Genomic DNA, 15074 nt, shown 5'->3' with positions numbered 1-15074 from the left:
CGTCGGCCAAGTTTTTTTTCTTCGCAGTAGCGTGCAAAACGAGAGTCGCGGGCGACTGCTTGCAGGCGCTCATGACCGAGTGAAGCCGCTGACGCCGTAGGCGTCAACTCCGAGCTGGGGCCCCGCCCGCATGAAGTGCTATTTATTTTTGAATAAAGGCTTTTGGCTTTTAGCCAATGAAATTCCCGTGGTAATTCCAGCTCCACTGTTTGGGGTGGTCGGCAATCCACGTTTCGACTTCGTGCGCAATCTCCGTGACTAGCTGGTTTTCATCGTACTTTGGCGGGTAGTAGCTTTCGAAGCGGATGACGACGCGTTTCTTTTCACTCCACGTGCGGAATGTGACGATTCCTGCACCCATTTCGTTTATTTTTTGCGGAAGTCGCAAGTAGAGTGTGCTGGGGCGTCCGAATAGCGAGACTGTGTTCCCTTTGGTGTGTTTGCCTTGGTCGATGACCATCGCGAGAATGCCTTTAGTGCGGAAAAGTTCGCGGATGAGTCGGCCTGTTTCGTCGGGATGATATTCGGTCAGGTGTGGATCGCTGCGGATGTCTTTGAGGACTTCGCGAAATGCAATGTCGCCGACGGAATCTGTAATGAGATGGACGTGTTCGCTGTAGCGGCAAAGGGCGCGGTGCATAAGCTCGAATGCGCCCTGGTGTATGCTGATGCCTGCGATGGGGGCGTTTTGCTTGGCGCAATCTGCTATGGCGTTGCGAATGATATGTTCGTTCTCGTAAACGATTCGTTTTTCAACGCTCTTGAAACGGGCGAGGCCACGGTAGGATTCTAGCGCATTCCAGAAGATGCCGCGGAACGTGTCGTGCGCATTTATTGTCGCAAGTGCATTTAGGTTTGGATTTTTCTCATCGCGCGGCTCTTTGTTTGGACCGACGCATGCATTAGCCAAGTATTCCTTTGCTGCAGCCAAGTGCTTTTCGACGCGCCCGTAGGCGCGCTTCTTGTGCAAAACCTTGTAGATTGGGAAAACTACAGCAAAAAGGACTGCGTAAAACGCATCCGGCAAACGCAGCAGAATGTTAATGAGGAACTTATATGTAAAAATCTTGAACCGGCGCATTTCAATCGATGCATTTCCATCAGTGCATTTGAAAAATGACTGGATCCTTCAACTTTGTTTTATCGGAGTTTACCCCGGACTTGTTCCGGGGCTCAGGATGACAATTCCTATATCCTGCCGCTTACTGCGCCGAAGGCGCTAATCCTCGTCAAACTCCAAGATGTTTCTGCCAAGTTCGCGGTCGAAGATGCTCTGCTTGAGGCCTTCGCCAGCGTAGCTGATGGTCGGCGAAATCTCGTACAACTTCTTCTCGTCAATTTTCACGTGTGCCTTGTGGAGCCATTCGCGGTGGAGCTTGCCGATCATGATGCGGGCTGTCTTCGGAGAATCGTTGCCTTCGGCATTCTTGACCGGGCTGAATTCTTCTTCGCGCACGACGCCGAACGGGAGCATGGAACCGAGCTGCGGGAAGGCGTCAAAGAGGAACTGTTCGAACTTGAAGCACTTTTCGATACCGCAAACGGTTTTGCGGGCGGTGTGCCACGGGAGCTTGCTTGTCTGCAGCTTGCGAAGCCCGCTGATTTTAAACAAGTGAATCGCAATGTTGCCACCGTCGAACGTGAGACTTCCATCGGCATTTGTCATGTCGCGGAAGTTTTCCGGAAGGTCGCTGTATTCGACAACGCCCGGCTTCTTGTTCTGGAATGCAAAAATGCCGACTTTTTCGTTCGGACCGGCTTTGTGTACAACCTTCGATGCACTGAGAATGGTGCCTTTTTCGGCGAGGGCGCCAATGAATGCCGGGTCGCAAATGCGGCAGAGGGCGTTATCGACGCTGTAGAGGAACACGTACTGAACGCCGCGTTCTACGAGCCATGCAAGTGTTCCGCTCTGGGCAAGCGCGCGGAAGCAACCGCCGTTTCCATCGGGCACAAGCGCCAAATGGTCTTCGCCATCGCGGACAGCCTTTCCGTCAGCGGTGAGGGCGCAAATCGTTCCCTGCTGGAAGAATCGGATGTCTTCGCGGTTTAATCCAAAGAAGTTGTTTTCACTGAAAAAGTTGACTGTCGCTTCGTGGTTCAGGGGGCTTGTCATGATGCACCACGGAATGGCGTGACCCACGCGGGCGCCCAAATTGCGCAAGCGTTCTGCCTGCAATTGGAACAAGCTCTTGTGGCTCGGAAGACCGATATCGAACATGCCCTTCGGACCATCGAAACCGAGACGAGAACCTTGACCGCCTGCCACGAGGAATGCGGCAACTTTGCCTTGACCGAGGAGAATTTCGCCCGTCTCTTTCCAGAATTCGTAACGGAGATCGTCGGTGGCGAGTTTCCATGGCATCGGTGTGAGGTCCGCAGAAACGTTGTCGCTCAAATTTGCGGCGGATTTTTCGGCATGCAAAGCCTTGAGTTCTTGCCAGTCCTGGCTTAAAATATCGCGTTCGAGATTGGCTCGGGCGTCACCCGTCAAAGATTCCAAATGTTGGGCCAGTTCTTGCTGACCTGCGGCGTTCAAAGTTTCAATAATATTCATGCGATGTAATATAATAAAAAGGAGATGCCCGCTCGGAGGCGGGCATGACAAGTCTTGTAACAGTGGCGAACTATCTAATGCCGAAGAACACAACCATGCTGAAGATGAGGGCGAAGATGCTCACGAGGTGCATACGCCATACAATCTTGGAGTTCATGAGCGGCTTGCTCGGGAAGCGGCCATCCCACTTCTTTTGGTAGTGGTGGTGGAGTGGTGCACAAAGGAAAATGCGCTTGCCTGTGCCGGTCGTTTTCTTAGTAATCTTGAACCACGTAATTTGCATCAGCACGGAGCAAGCTTCAGCGATGATGATGATGCACACGATGGGGAGGAAGAGCCCTGCCTGCACCAAGATGAACATGATGCCGATGGCGGCTCCGAAGCCCACGGAACCTGCGTCACCCATGTAGATTTCTGCCGGAGGGCTGTTGAACCAAAGGTAGGCGAGCAATGCGCCTGCGATGGCTGTTGCAAGCGGGAATAGTTCATCGCAGCCGGGGAGGTACGGAACGCTCAGGTATTGGCTAAAGATGAAGTTGCCGCTTACGTAAGCAACGAGACCAACGAACACCATGCTAGTAAGAATCGGTACAGAAACGAGGCTGTCGAGACCGTCCGTGAAGTTCGTACCGTTTGCAGATGCGGCGATGACAAACGTCATGAATGCTACAAAAATCCAGTTGGGAAGGTGGATCTGGAACACGTCAATCGGGCAGAACGGGATGGTCAAATCGCCCTTGAGTTCAGGGATGAACTTGTAGCAGAAAACGGCAACGACAAAGCTAAACAAGAAGTAGAGGAAAAGTCTAAGCGAGCTGGAAATGCCATCCGCCTTGTCCATGTATTCGGCGGCTTTGAGCTTGCCCTGGTTCACGAGGCGCTTGGCGCGGACCTTGGCCATATCGTCGGTGGCACCCACGGCGCTGAACAGAGTCAAAATCACAAGTGTCGAGATGGTGTAGCCGTTCATCTGGCAAACAAGCAATGAAACTACTTCAACGACAATCACGAGGAGAAGGCCGCCCATAATCGGAGGGGATTTTGTCTTTCCATCCTTGTCGAAATCGCTCGTGGCGTCCAGCCTCTGCAAAAAGCGAATGTACTTCGGCATGAAGAAGAGCACCAGGATGATGGAGAGCATGGCGGCAACGCCCGCACGGAAAAGACGACCGTCAAAAAGGTCAATGTTTGTTGTTTGATATAGCCAGTGGCAGAGCATAGTTTAGGTTTGGGGTATGATCTCAATGAAATAATTGTATCGTAAAAAAATAAAGGGTTCACAAAGCAAGATGGACTGCGTAAAGATAAAATATTGTTGCTGTATTTGGCTAGGAATTGTAAAAAATTCTACATTATGGTACATGAGTGAAATGGATATCGAATGCCCGCATTGCGGAACGAAATTTAAGGTCCAGATAGACGGCGACTTCTCGAATATGATGGTGTTTCCGTGTGCCAGGTGCCAGACCCCCTTGATGTGCTATCATGGGGAAATATCTGAGCTAGACCGCGAAGAGTTCTCGAAATTGCGTGAAAAACTTTCGAAGGTTTTGAACGTCGTGATGCGCCAGGATGGCACGGTGGGCGAGGTTGCCAATGCACTCAAAAAGCTTGTTGATGTCTCGAATGCCCGTGCGGAAGAACGTGATCAAAATCACACTGCGATTACGGACGATGAACTTGACGCATTGCAAAAGGACCTTGCGGACCTCGACGTGGACGCTTTCTTGAGTAAATTGTAATGCTTGAATTTTTCATCGCAGCGCTTGTCATCGGGATTGCCCCTGGTCCAGATAACCTTTTTGTGCTTGCTCAGAGCGCTACTTACGGGGCGCGTCTCGGTTTTTGCATTATCCTTGGTCTTTGCACGGGGATTGTCATCCACACTTGCCTGCTCGTGGCGGGCGTTTCGGCGTTGATTGCGGCTAGCCCGACGGCGTTTTTTGTCATTCAGTGCCTGGGCGCTGCGTACTTGCTTTATCTCGCGTATAAAAGTTTCGGGGTAAGAGCCGGCGTTGTGGTTAGTTCGGAATTAGGAAGTCGGAATTCGGAATCTTGTCATCCTGAGCGAAGTGTAACGGAGTCGATGGATCCAGTAAAGTCCAGCGATGCAATCAGCGGTGTTCCTTCCGCACGTAGTCTTTACATGCGTGGCATTATCATGAATCTCACGAATCCGAAAGTGATTCTCTTTATGCTTTCATTGATTCCGCCGGCGGTGCGCTTGGACCGTCCAATCCACCCGAGCTTGCAGATGGCCATTTTCGGCGGTGAATTTCTCTTGGCGACGATGATCGTTTTCGGGAGCATTGCGCTTTTAGCAGGAACTGTCAAGAAGTTCCTGTTGACATCGCCGAAGGCGAACCGCAATCTGAACTGGTTCAGCGGTGCGGTGTTCGTCTTCTTGGCTGTCGCGCTTTTCGCACTTTAAAAAAGCGCGAATCTCGCTAAAGCTGTTCCTGGATAAGCTTCAATAGCTTTGTAATCGTCTCTTCGGGCGAATCCTTGGAATTTCCGCCTGCAGCTCGGACGTGGCCGCCTCCGCCAAAAGCTCCTGCAACTTTGTTGACATCGACAACGTAATTGCTGCGCAGGCTAATCTTGTATTCGCCGTTGACCGGGTAGAGGAATATGGCGACTTCGGTGCCGGTGACTTCGCGCAATGTGTCGATGACGCTGCTGAGTTCAACGGACGTTACGGAATAGTGGTCCATGTCCTCGGGAGTGAGGTAGCTGTAGACAACTTTTCCATCGAGGGCGAGCTTGCTGTTCATCATCACATAACCGGTGACGAGCGTCTGGGTGTACGTTCTCGTGTAGTACGTCTCGTTGATGATGCGCGTGAAGTCGATACCCTTTTCGAGCAAGTCTCCGATGACCATCATCGTCTTATGTCCGGTGCTGCTGAACTTGAAAGCGCCTGTGTCGTGTACGATGCCGAGGTACAGACATTCTGCGGTGGCCTTGCTGACTTTGCTCGGGTCCATTAAAAAGTAGAGGACTTCGCAAGCGGAACTCGCTTTGGCATCAACAAAGTTTACGGTGCAAAGCTGCTTGGCGTTACTGATATGGTGGTCTATATTGCATGATTTGCGTGATGTCCTAAGGCAGCTACCTCCGTTGGCGCCGATTCGCTCGATTGTAGGAACGTCCATAATGAATGTCAGGTCAAAATCTCCGAATTCTTCGTTATAGTATTCGTACGTTTCATTCGCGTTTGCGAGAATCTTGTAGTTTTCGGGGAAGCGTTCCAAGAAAATGCGGACCTTGATTGTCGGGTAGTTGTCGCTGATATAGTTGTAAAGACCGAGCGTAGACCCCACGCAGTCTCCATCGGGGCGGACGTGTCCAAAAATGGCAACGCTTTTTGCTTCGTTCAGTAAATCATCAATTTGCATAAGGCTTTCCTTCTTTTTTGAAAAATGTAAATAAATATTTTGGATTGGCTAGACGGACTTTCTATATTTGCCGCGATGAAACTTTTATTTACTGATCTAGACGGTACGCTTCTTGACGACGAGAAGAATATTAGCCAAGCGGACATGGCTTCGATCCGCGCGATGATAGACGCGGGACACAAGTTCGTGATGACGACGGGGCGTCCGCTCACAAGCGTAAAGCACATTGCCGAAAAGTACGGCTTCTTGAAGCCGGGGTATTTTCTGGTGAGCTTCAATGGCGGTCTCATTTACGATTGCGGAACGGGAGAGCCGATTTTGACGCGACGCATTGCTGTGGATCAGGTGAAGTTCATCATGGATGAAGCGCACAAGCGCGGGATGCATGCGCACACGTATGCGGGCGATTTGGTGGTCTCGGAATATGAGACGGAACAGCTCAAGACGTATTGCCGCTTGATGAAAATGGATTATGTTGTTGTAGACGATATCCGCAATTATTATGGTGGGGTTAATAGCAATGACGGGCCCATCAATGTCGTGGTCAAGCCGCCAATCAAGGTAAACGTGATTACGCCGTTTGAACATTCGAGTCTCGTGGATTTCCGCGCCGAGATGCGAACTGTTACGACGGGCAAGCTTTTTGACGTGTTCAGCAAGCCTGAGATGCTCGAGTTCTCGCATATGCTTTCGAACAAGGGCGCTGCCGTGCGCTACATGGCGGATTTCTATCACGAGCCGATTGAAAATACGATAGCCGTGGGCGATGAAGAAAACGATTGCCCGATGATCGAAGCGGCTGGCGTTGGGGTGGCGATGGCGAATGCGTCACCGGCGGCGAAGGCTGTTGCCAATTACGTGACCAAGCACGACAACAATCACTCCGGGATTACTGAAGTTATCGAAAAATTTGTGGTGTAGTCGTTGATTCACGTCATGCTGAGCCGGAATGGCGAAGCATCCAGTAAAGTCTTGAAAAATGACTGGATTGACGGCTGCGCCGTCCGAGGCGGCTGCTCAAAAATAGGTCTGCAAGCAGCCCTGCTTTGTTCGCTTTGCTCTCGTTTCTTCCACCGTTGGTGTCAGAATGACGTTTTGAAAGCTGCCGTCATGCGGAGTCTCGCGATAATCTCATCCACATCTGTAAAGGCGCACATGGGGAGGCTTACGACTTTTTGGCAGGCTACCGTGGCGTTGCTTGCGGAGCTGTCTCGGGATGCGCGGTCGCTTGTGTTTTCGCGTACTTGCGCGAGTTCCTTGAAGCATGGCTGTGTGTGCAGCGGCATGGGGTAGTGGATGCAGTACGGCACCCCGGCGCTTTCTAGTTGCTTTAAAAAAGTTGCGCGGTCTTCTGCCAATACGGTGTATTGCGCGTAAGTGCTTGTGTTGCCGTTTGCGATTTTTTGCGGCGCGATTCCCGGAATGGCGTTGAAAAATTCATCGTACTTGCGGGCATTCTCGCTGCGCTTCTTCAGCTCGTCTTTGAAATGGCGGAGCTTCACACGCAGGACTGCTGCCTGGATGGCGTCTAGCCTGCTGTTCATGCCGCAGATTTCGTGAATGTATCGCGTCTGGCTTCCGTGGTTTGCGATGAGGCGGATCCTTTGCGCCAGTTCGTCGTTTGCCGTGAAAAGAGCTCCGCCGTCGCCGTAGCAGCCGAGCGGCTTTGCCGGGTAAAAGCTCGTGATAGAAATGTCGCCGAACGTGCAGGCGGGTATGCCGTTTTGCATGGCCCCGAACGCTTGGGCTGAGTCTTCAATGAGCCAGAGACCGTTTGCCTGCGCGCATTTTCGAATTTCTGCGTACGGGGCGCACTGCCCAAAGAGGTTGACCGCGATAATCCCGCGTGTCTTTTCGCCAATCAGCGATTCGATACTTTCTGCGCTGACCTGGAGCGTTTCGGCGTCGATGTCTGCAAATTTCGGGATGCCTCCGAGGCGCATCACGCATTCGGCGGGGGCAATAAAGGTGAAGTCCGGGACGATGACTTCGTCTCCCGGTTTAAGCCCGAGGGCGAGGAGTGCGATTGTCAAAGCGTCCGTTCCGCTACCGCAGGTGATGGTGTGCTTTGATCCTGTAAATTCTGCAAGTTCCGATTCCAGCGCCTGGACGACCGGCCCTCCGATAAAACAGCCGCTATTGAGCACTTCGTTTTCGGCTTGCTTAAATTCGGATAAATAGGCTTCTCGCTGTGCACGTACATTGATGAACGGAATCATGGTGCTAAATATAGAACTAATTCCTCATTCCTAATTCCGAACTCCTAATTCCCAATCAACTCGCCCCTTGACAACTTTTAAACTTTTACTATCTTTGTGCTAACATTTTTTAAGTAGGTTTTCACCCGGAGAATTTAAGGTGCCTCAACACAAGTCTTGCAAAAAGCGTTTGCTCCAGGCCGAAAAGGCCAACGCAATGAACCGTTCCACTCGTAGCGCTATCCGTGCTAGCCTCAAGGTTATCCGCACTGCTGCTACGAAAGCCGCTGCCCTCGAAGAAATGCCGAAGCTCTTCAGCATGCTCGACAAGGCTGCCGTTTCTCACCGCGCTGGTTTCTGCGCCAACCGTGCTGCCAACTACAAGGCCAAGGTTGCTAAGGTCATCAACGGCCTCGCTTAATTAAAGCTTTTCTACAGGTTTTAAGCAAAATGAACCGATATGCTCATGGCGTATCGGGTTGTTTTGTTGTATGGAACTTTGGGGGTGGGGTTGTTTGGTTAAAATACGAGGGGAGTCGATATTAGACGAAATATTGTGATTTTAGTTAAAAAACGCCAAAAATAAAAAATAATTTTTTTGTTACGAAACTTTTTTACTAGATTAAGTATTGGGTTTCAAGGATTTAGAATGTCGTCTATTAATTTTGCTACAAGAGAGATTAGTTGTAAGGTCGTTTACTATGGTCCTGGTTTGAGTGGAAAAACCACAAATCTTCAGGTAATCCATCAGAAAATGCCTCAAGATAAGCGTACCGACATGGTTTCGCTCGCTACGGAAGGCGATCGAACGTTGTTTTTTGACTTTTTACCTTTGAATTTGGGCGACATCAAGGGTTTTAAGACTCGTTTCCAGCTTTATACGGTTCCTGGCCAGGTTTATTATAACAGTACACGTAAGCTTGTGCTTCGTGGTGTCGATGGGATTGTCTTTGTAGCGGATTCCCAGCGTTCTCGCCAGGCCGAAAACTTGGAAAGCCTTCAGAACTTGCGCCAGAATTTGCAGGACTACGGCATGAACTTGGACGACATTCCGTTCGTGTTGCAGTACAACAAGCGCGACATGGATAATGTGTTTACTCTGGATGAAATGAACGAAATGCTCAATCCAGACAAGAAAATCCCATTCTTCCCGGCGACGGCCCATAATGGCAAGGGTGTTGTGACGACTCTTAAGACTATTGCCATGCTGGTGATCGAAAAGTTTAATGTGAAGCAGGGCTTTTTGCGCAAGGCCGCTGTCGGTGCAACTACGGCAGCTCCTGCAAGTGAAACTCCGGCTGAAAAAGTCGATGCCGCTAAGCCCCAGAATGAAACCCCGGCGCCTCAGCCGGCCTCTCCGTTCCGTATGCCGTCGTTTGCCGCAAAACCTCAGACAAATGCGGGTAATTCCGGCGGTGCTGGTTCTGGTTTGTTCCAGAAGGGGGCTATGTCGTCTCCATTTGCCCGTCCGCGCGTCTCGACTGCCGTGCCAAGAATGCCTACGTTTGGCCGCTCTGTCGATAAACCGACTCAAACGGATGACGATGAAATTGTCTTGCGTCCGTACAAGCCGAAGGACAAGTAGTTTTTTATAAACGATAGTGGTGTAATATGAGCGATTATACAATTTATTCAGATGATGCAAACAAGGTGCGTCGCTTGATGACTGCGTATCAGGCCAGTGTCAAGTGCGAATATGTTGTTCTTTGCCATCGAGATGGAAACATCATTGCCGAAGTCGGCTCTCTTGGCTCGGACCTTGATGCAACTCCTCTTGCTGTGTTGAGTATTGCCGCATTTGACTCATCACGTCAGATCGGGGTGATGCTTGGTGGAGAAAAGTTCCAGTCCGTTTCATTTACGGGCGAGAACCGTTCCGTTTATATTTCTCCTGTAGCTCAGTCCCTCCTGCTTGTGCAGGTGTTTAATGGTGGCCGACTTCCGAATCGCATTGACGACTTTAACCGCTTGCTGGTTGAAAAGTTGGAAGACGCCGTACCTGCGTTTACACAGAATACGAGCAGTCTTGTTCGCTAGGAGGTGCTTGTGGCAGGTCGGTTTCCGCCACTGCGAAATTTGCGTAAGACGACTCTTTTGGCGTTGGTCGTCTTTCTTGGTTTCTTTGTCCATCGCATAGTCATGTTCTTTATTGATGACGATGTCAGCTTTACGGAAAGTTCCGATATAGAGCTTTCTCCAGCCAATAGCGTGGTTTGCCGTCATATTGTAAATGGAGAACCCTTTGGTTCTGACAGTGTTTTCGAAGAGAATACAAGACTTTACGTCTTTTCGTCTATTACAAATTCTGCACGTTATCAGGAAGACACGCTTTTTCACATCTGGTTTCTGGGTATAGATACGATTTTTGTGGAACCGTGCAATCTTGCTGGAGATGTTTGCAGTTCCATGCTTGCTTCGGACTTGGTTGAGCTTGGCGAATGGAGCGTTGATTTGGTGGCTGGCCGCAAGTTGCTTGCGAGTAGGCAGTTCCGCGTGGTGGCTCCATCCCGGTAATTTTGTATGCGGTCGATTCCTTGTCTGGGCCTGCTGCTTGTCAGTTTTGCCTTTGCTTTGGATGTGGATTCGCTTCCCGTCTGGGATCCTTCAATTCTTGAAAAGAATACTTTAGAAAACGCATCTGGAATTGCGCCTGAGACGGCAATTTCTGTTGCGACTGCTGATGCGCCGGATTCTTCACGTGCAGAAATCGAGACTCACGGCTACAAGACGATGCAAGTCACTGTGGGCGATGGCGGCACACAGGTCGATCAGGAACTGCGACTCTCGATTCAAGGGCGCCTAGCTGATAGCGTCTACATTGATGCTCTTTTGTCGGATGTGGACCGCAAAGCGGGGGATCAGACGACGGCAACGCTCCAGGAAGTGGACCAGATTTATTTTCGTGTAGAATCTCCGTATGCGATGCTCCATTTGGGCGATTTTACGTGGACAGACAATTCCATGGGACTCACGTCGTTTGGCCGTTCTACGCTTGGCGCGATGGCGACATTGCGCTACATGGGTTCGGAAGTGAGCGGGGCGTGGGGTACGGATGAAGTGACGCGGTATTCGCGTTCGTTTAGCGGTGTGCAGGGGCAGCGTGACGGCTATTATCTGGATGAGTCTGGCAGCTTTGTTTCGATTGTACCGAATTCTGAAAAAGTCTGGCTGAATGGTGTAGAGCTTGTTCGGGATCGCGATTACGAAGTGAATTACGCCGGCGGCCTTTTGAATTTTAAAAATGGGATCATTCCTGGAACAGACGATGAAATTCGCGTAGAATATGATGCTTACTTAAGTGAAAGCATTTACACGATGTATGCCGTTCGCGGTAGTTTGCGCTTTGAAAATGTATTCTTTGACGTGTCTGGTTTCCATTTGGAAAATGACGTAGACCGCATGCGCAAAAGTTCGCTTGACAGCGTGGATTATGAACGCCTGAAAAACGATCGTGGCGGTGTTTTGCGGGATTCTTCGCTTAACGAGTTGCATCGACCGAAAATGTCGGAACGCTTGGGAGCGCGCCTCCGCTTGCAGGCGGAACATCGCTTTTATGCCGATGTCGAACTCGGTTTAAATCGCATGGATTCGAATACAGTTTCTAAAAATGTTGGTGGCCCGAGCGGTCGTGCTTTTAGATGGTATGTGACGACAGACTCGACGCAGAACATGAATGCTTTCCCGGTGGCGCTTTCGGTCTATGGGAATTTTGTACAAGATGGGTTTGCTATTTCAGAATTTAACGGGAACGATCGGGACTGGAATTCTTATGCGCTCAAGAATGAATGGGATTTGGACAGCGCTCTTTTGAAAGGCGGCTTGCGCCATGATGAACTTGCGCTTCGCCTTCGTCTAGGCAAGGACTGGTTTGGAACGGCAAAGTGGGGATACCGCCGTGGCGATGAAGAGCGCTGGAATTCCTCGCGGTCTCAGTTGTCGCTTGTGCACCGCAATTTGGATGTGGCAAGCGAGTTTTCGGCAATGTATGTCTCGAGTACGCAGGATGTGGATCAGAAGCGTTACCAGGGAACTTTTTCGTCGGAATTCTTGCGCGGATTCGTTAGGCCGTTTGGTCGCGGCGATGTACGCTATTCGGTGCTCGATTCGCTGGGGCACAAGTCGGAACGGGGCTATGCAAAAACGGCCGTTGGAGCGACTTTGAATGATGACCTGTGGAATGTGAAGGAATCGGTCGGGACGCTTACCGTGCGCAAACATGAAATCTCAGGGCGTTCCCGTGACGAAGGCTGGCGTGATTCCGTGAATCTCGTGACATGGACGCAGTCGGCAGATGCTAATTTTAATCGCTTTGGTCTTTCGCACTTGTTGCAGTATACCCATGCCGTTTCCGATTCGCTTGGAAACTCGGATTCCTGGGTGGGCGACTTGTCTTCGAATTTTGGCGATGACGATATGGGTGTGCAAGGTTCTGTGGCGTACCGTTTCGGAATGACTTCGGAACAGACTTATACGGCCATTTACAAAGCGGTTGCGAAGGGCACGGGCGATGTGCGTTACGATAGCCTTACTGGAAGTTTTATCGAAGGGGTGGATAACGGTGATTTTGTCTATGAAGGCATGGGTCGCAATGATTCCGTGGGCGCTGTGCTTTCGTCAAATGCAATGTTTGAAGCTTCGCTTGAATGGAATCCGGGTGTCTCGCTTGGAATTTCGCAGGGGCTGTTGCGCGATATAACGATTAGCGCTTCGTACCGTTCCGAAGCCGAAGATACAACGGGGAAAAAAATTTATTTCCCGCCGGTTTATCCGGCGGCTCTGCGTCGCGTGACGGCGGGAACGGTTTCATGGGAGGCTAACCTTGCCTGGGAACATCCGTCGGGGATCTCGGCATCGTACAAGCCGAGTGCAAGTTACGAAAAGAAGATGTCGTCGATCGGTTACTATCAGGATGTGTTTGACCATAAGCTTACGGCTGGATTTAAAATAAACGATGAACATTCTGTGCATGTAGACAATACTTTTGAAGATGTTCACTTGGCGGCATTGCAAAAACTGGACTGGAATATTTGGGAAATTACAGGTCGGTACACTTGGAAATTTCCTGCGGGCTTTAGCGTGTCTCCGCGTGTCCGCTATAGGGAAGGTTCTGGCGAAGATAATACTGAAATGTCTTTTGGTGCGCATCTCTGGGAAGAGGAACTCCGTGTCGGCTATGAAAAAGAAGGCTTTGTCGATGCGCATGTCTCATTTGCTTCTATACAAATGAATAAACATGATGGCGCTATTCCGTACCAGATGATGTCTGGCTTTGGCGATGGTGTGACATTCAGGCTTGAATCGATGGTGTCAGTGGAAGTGAACCACTTCTTGTCGCTTTCGCTCCGCTATATTTTGCGCTTTGGCAATGCCGAAGAACATATATTCCAGAAATTGGCAACAGAAGCGAAGGCGTATTTCTAGTATGAAGTTGTTGACTCGAAATATTTTGTGCGTTGTGGTGGTGCTTCTGTTGGGGGCGGTTTTGGGCCGTGCGTCTGAATGCCGTATTACGCATGTGGAATGGGAGGGGGAACACGGCGATTTTGAAGAACTTTCGATGAGCGTGATAGTCGGTGCTCCGTGCGATTCATGGCGGGGGGCAAAACAGAAACTGTTGCGTTTTTACGAGGACCGTGGATTCCTGGGTGCAAAATTGCAGGTGAACGTCGATAGCGCAGGTGTGGCTCGTTGCCGTTTTGAACGAGGCAGCGCCTGGGTGTGGGGCGGGGCCGAAAATCTGGATTCCGGTGCAACGGACATAGGTGTCTTTAGGCTGCTGACTGGGCTTGAAGTTGGCGAAAAAGTGTCGCTTTCGGATTTGGAACGCTCGGAACGCAAGCTCTCTCGATTGGGCTATTACGAAAAGACTGCCGATGTGCGCTTGTTCCGTGATCCGGTGCGAAACCGCGTGATTCCGGCGTATTCTATGCGGGCGGCCCCGATTTCTGCAGCCGAAGGTTTTCTCACATATTCGAGCGACGAAAATGTTTGGGAAGGAAAAATCAATCTCGATTTGTACAACATTCTGGGAACGGGACGCGATTTGCAGATGGATGGCTATTCGCAAAGTGAGTCTCGTCGGATTGAAGGCTCGTATCGCGAACGGTTTATTTTTGGCTCGGCGTGGGATGTGCTTGTGCGCGGGTTCTTTGAAGACGACTCTCTGTCGCGGGATTCCCGTCTGGAACTTGGCGTATCGCGGAATATCGGGTTTAACCTTGAAATTTCGGCATTTGTGGGTATCGGCAATGACGAGAAGAGTTCGTCGCTGGAGCTTTCGTACATTTCGTTTGACCGGAGCGTTTTGCCTCGAAGCGGTACGTCGCTGGATGTTTCGCTTGCGTGGATGATGGACCGCCCGGATTCGCTCGATAGCTATTTGCGGTTGCATGCGTCCTTGGTTCATTACGTGCCGCTGTGGAAAAATTTCATTGTGCGCTACTCGGCTGCGGCGGGTGCGTTACTTCCGTCGGGAGGTTCGTTTGCGCGTGAGGACTTGTTTAGCCTGGGTGGCATCAACTCGTTTAAGGGGATGATGTATGGCTTTATGCGGACTCGCGCGTATGGATTTTCGCAGGCGGCGTTCCTGTGGCAGGATGGCTACGATTTGTCGATCGAGCTGTTCTACCAGCCGGGACTTTACAGGCGAATGAAGCCTTTTCACGGGTGGGCGCGCGAGCACGATTATGGCATCGGGTTTACGCAGTACCGCAAGTCCTGGAGCTTTAGCATTTACTATGCGCTCCGCAATGGGTGCGATTATTTGGACGGTGTCCTTGGCTTCGGGGTGAAAACGCTGTTTTAAGAAAAGTGCTTTTGAAAAAAGCAAAAAAAGTACGTCATGCGGGCGGGGCCCCAGCTCGGAGTTGACGCCTACGGCGTCAGCGGCTTCACTCGGTTATGCCGGTCTGCAAGCAGCCC

General features: G+C 50.7%; 13 protein-coding genes and 1 pseudogene. 9 read left to right on the top strand and 5 right to left on the bottom strand.

Annotated elements, in window-relative coordinates:
• Positions 1 to 169: 169 nt before the first annotated feature.
• The 3 genes from ACJMM9_RS12450 to mraY all read right to left on the bottom strand — a co-directional run bounded on the left by ACJMM9_RS12450 (position 170) and on the right by mraY (position 3698).
• The gene (locus ACJMM9_RS12450) at positions 170 to 1081 is read right to left on the bottom strand and encodes a lauroyl acyltransferase (protein ID WP_405327467.1); all 912 of its coding nucleotides are present in this window, start codon (positions 1079 to 1081) and stop codon (positions 170 to 172) included.
• 138 nt (positions 1082 to 1219) lie between these two features.
• Positions 1220 to 2557: a UTP--glucose-1-phosphate uridylyltransferase gene (locus ACJMM9_RS12445; protein WP_405327464.1), complete on the bottom strand. Its 1338-nt coding sequence runs from the start codon at positions 2555 to 2557 to the stop codon at positions 1220 to 1222.
• A 70-nt stretch (positions 2558 to 2627) separates the two neighbouring features.
• Positions 2628 to 3698 carry a phospho-N-acetylmuramoyl-pentapeptide-transferase gene (mraY, locus tag ACJMM9_RS12440; RefSeq protein ID WP_405327461.1) on the bottom strand — a complete coding sequence of 357 codons (1071 nt, stop codon included), beginning with the start codon at positions 3696 to 3698 and terminating at the stop codon, positions 2628 to 2630.
• A gap of 229 nt (positions 3699 to 3927) precedes the next feature.
• Between mraY and ACJMM9_RS12435 the strand changes: the two genes are divergently transcribed.
• Positions 3928 to 4299, top strand: coding sequence for a hypothetical protein (locus tag ACJMM9_RS12435; protein ID WP_405327460.1), 372 nt, complete (start codon positions 3928 to 3930; stop codon positions 4297 to 4299).
• Entirely contained in the window at positions 4299 to 4988 is a 690-nt protein-coding gene (locus tag ACJMM9_RS12430; RefSeq protein ID WP_405327457.1) for a LysE family translocator, read from the top strand. Before ACJMM9_RS12435 ends, ACJMM9_RS12430 begins: the two co-directional genes overlap by 1 nt.
• Positions 4989 to 5004: 16 nt before the next feature.
• Here ACJMM9_RS12430 and ACJMM9_RS12425 read toward each other — a convergent pair whose 3' ends face one another.
• Positions 5005 to 5955: a bifunctional oligoribonuclease/PAP phosphatase NrnA gene (locus tag ACJMM9_RS12425; protein WP_405327454.1), complete on the bottom strand. Its 951-nt coding sequence runs from the start codon at positions 5953 to 5955 to the stop codon at positions 5005 to 5007.
• A 75-nt stretch (positions 5956 to 6030) separates the two neighbouring features.
• Between ACJMM9_RS12425 and ACJMM9_RS12420 the strand changes: the two genes are divergently transcribed.
• Positions 6031 to 6876: a Cof-type HAD-IIB family hydrolase gene (locus ACJMM9_RS12420; protein WP_405327451.1), complete on the top strand. Its 846-nt coding sequence runs from the start codon at positions 6031 to 6033 to the stop codon at positions 6874 to 6876.
• Between the two features lie 161 nt (positions 6877 to 7037).
• Here the strand turns inward: ACJMM9_RS12420 and ACJMM9_RS12415 are convergent, their stop codons facing one another.
• Positions 7038 to 8174, bottom strand: coding sequence for a DegT/DnrJ/EryC1/StrS family aminotransferase (locus ACJMM9_RS12415; RefSeq protein ID WP_405327448.1), 1137 nt, complete (start codon positions 8172 to 8174; stop codon positions 7038 to 7040).
• Between the two features lie 139 nt (positions 8175 to 8313).
• Here ACJMM9_RS12415 and rpsT point away from each other — a divergent pair, with 139 nt between their 5' ends.
• From rpsT to ACJMM9_RS12385, 6 genes and pseudogenes are all read left to right on the top strand, one after another.
• Complete coding sequence (gene rpsT, locus ACJMM9_RS12410; protein ID WP_012820070.1) at positions 8314 to 8574, top strand: 30S ribosomal protein S20; 261 nt, start codon at positions 8314 to 8316, stop codon at positions 8572 to 8574.
• Between the two features lie 228 nt (positions 8575 to 8802).
• Positions 8803 to 9369 (top strand): annotated as a pseudogene (locus tag ACJMM9_RS12405) (GTP-binding protein); the annotation flags it as partial.
• Between the two features lie 395 nt (positions 9370 to 9764).
• On the top strand, positions 9765 to 10190 hold the full coding sequence (locus ACJMM9_RS12400; protein WP_088639438.1) for a roadblock/LC7 domain-containing protein: 426 nt from the start codon (positions 9765 to 9767) through the stop codon (positions 10188 to 10190).
• Positions 10191 to 10199: 9 nt separating this feature from the next.
• Complete coding sequence (locus ACJMM9_RS12395; protein WP_405327444.1) at positions 10200 to 10667, top strand: hypothetical protein; 468 nt, start codon at positions 10200 to 10202, stop codon at positions 10665 to 10667.
• A gap of 6 nt (positions 10668 to 10673) precedes the next feature.
• Positions 10674 to 13574: a hypothetical protein gene (locus ACJMM9_RS12390; protein ID WP_405327441.1), complete on the top strand. Its 2901-nt coding sequence runs from the start codon at positions 10674 to 10676 to the stop codon at positions 13572 to 13574.
• A gap of 1 nt (position 13575) precedes the next feature.
• A complete protein-coding gene (locus ACJMM9_RS12385) occupies positions 13576 to 14958 on the top strand; it encodes a BamA/TamA family outer membrane protein (RefSeq protein ID WP_405327438.1) in 1383 nt (460 codons plus the stop codon).
• Positions 14959 to 15074: the final 116 nt, after the last annotated feature.

The organism is Fibrobacter sp. (assembly GCF_045112255.1).
In the GTDB taxonomy this organism is placed as follows: Bacteria; Fibrobacterota; Fibrobacteria; order Fibrobacterales; family Fibrobacteraceae; genus Fibrobacter.
This window is presented reverse-complemented; position numbering and strand designations above follow the sequence as displayed.

Bases quoted from the DNA above. Each gene is read 5' to 3' on its own strand.
- ACJMM9_RS12450 (WP_405327467.1), bottom strand. From the start codon at position 1,081: ATGCGCCGGTTCAAGATTTTTACATATAAGTTCCTCATTAACATTCTG.
- ACJMM9_RS12445 (WP_405327464.1), bottom strand. From the start codon at position 2,557: ATGAATATTATTGAAACTTTGAACGCCGCAGGTCAGCAAGAACTGGCC.
- mraY (WP_405327461.1), bottom strand. From the start codon at position 3,698: ATGCTCTCCATCATCCTGGTGCTCTTCTTCATGCCGAAGTACATTCGC.
- ACJMM9_RS12435 (WP_405327460.1), top strand. From the start codon at position 3,928: ATGGATATCGAATGCCCGCATTGCGGAACGAAATTTAAGGTCCAGATA.
- ACJMM9_RS12430 (WP_405327457.1), top strand. From the start codon at position 4,299: ATGCTTGAATTTTTCATCGCAGCGCTTGTCATCGGGATTGCCCCTGGT.
- ACJMM9_RS12425 (WP_405327454.1), bottom strand. From the start codon at position 5,955: ATGCAAATTGATGATTTACTGAACGAAGCAAAAAGCGTTGCCATTTTT.
- ACJMM9_RS12420 (WP_405327451.1), top strand. From the start codon at position 6,031: ATGAAACTTTTATTTACTGATCTAGACGGTACGCTTCTTGACGACGAG.
- ACJMM9_RS12415 (WP_405327448.1), bottom strand. From the start codon at position 8,174: ATGATTCCGTTCATCAATGTACGTGCACAGCGAGAAGCCTATTTATCC.
- ACJMM9_RS12400 (WP_088639438.1), top strand. From the start codon at position 9,765: ATGAGCGATTATACAATTTATTCAGATGATGCAAACAAGGTGCGTCGC.
- ACJMM9_RS12390 (WP_405327441.1), top strand. From the start codon at position 10,674: ATGCGGTCGATTCCTTGTCTGGGCCTGCTGCTTGTCAGTTTTGCCTTT.
- ACJMM9_RS12385 (WP_405327438.1), top strand. From the start codon at position 13,576: ATGAAGTTGTTGACTCGAAATATTTTGTGCGTTGTGGTGGTGCTTCTG.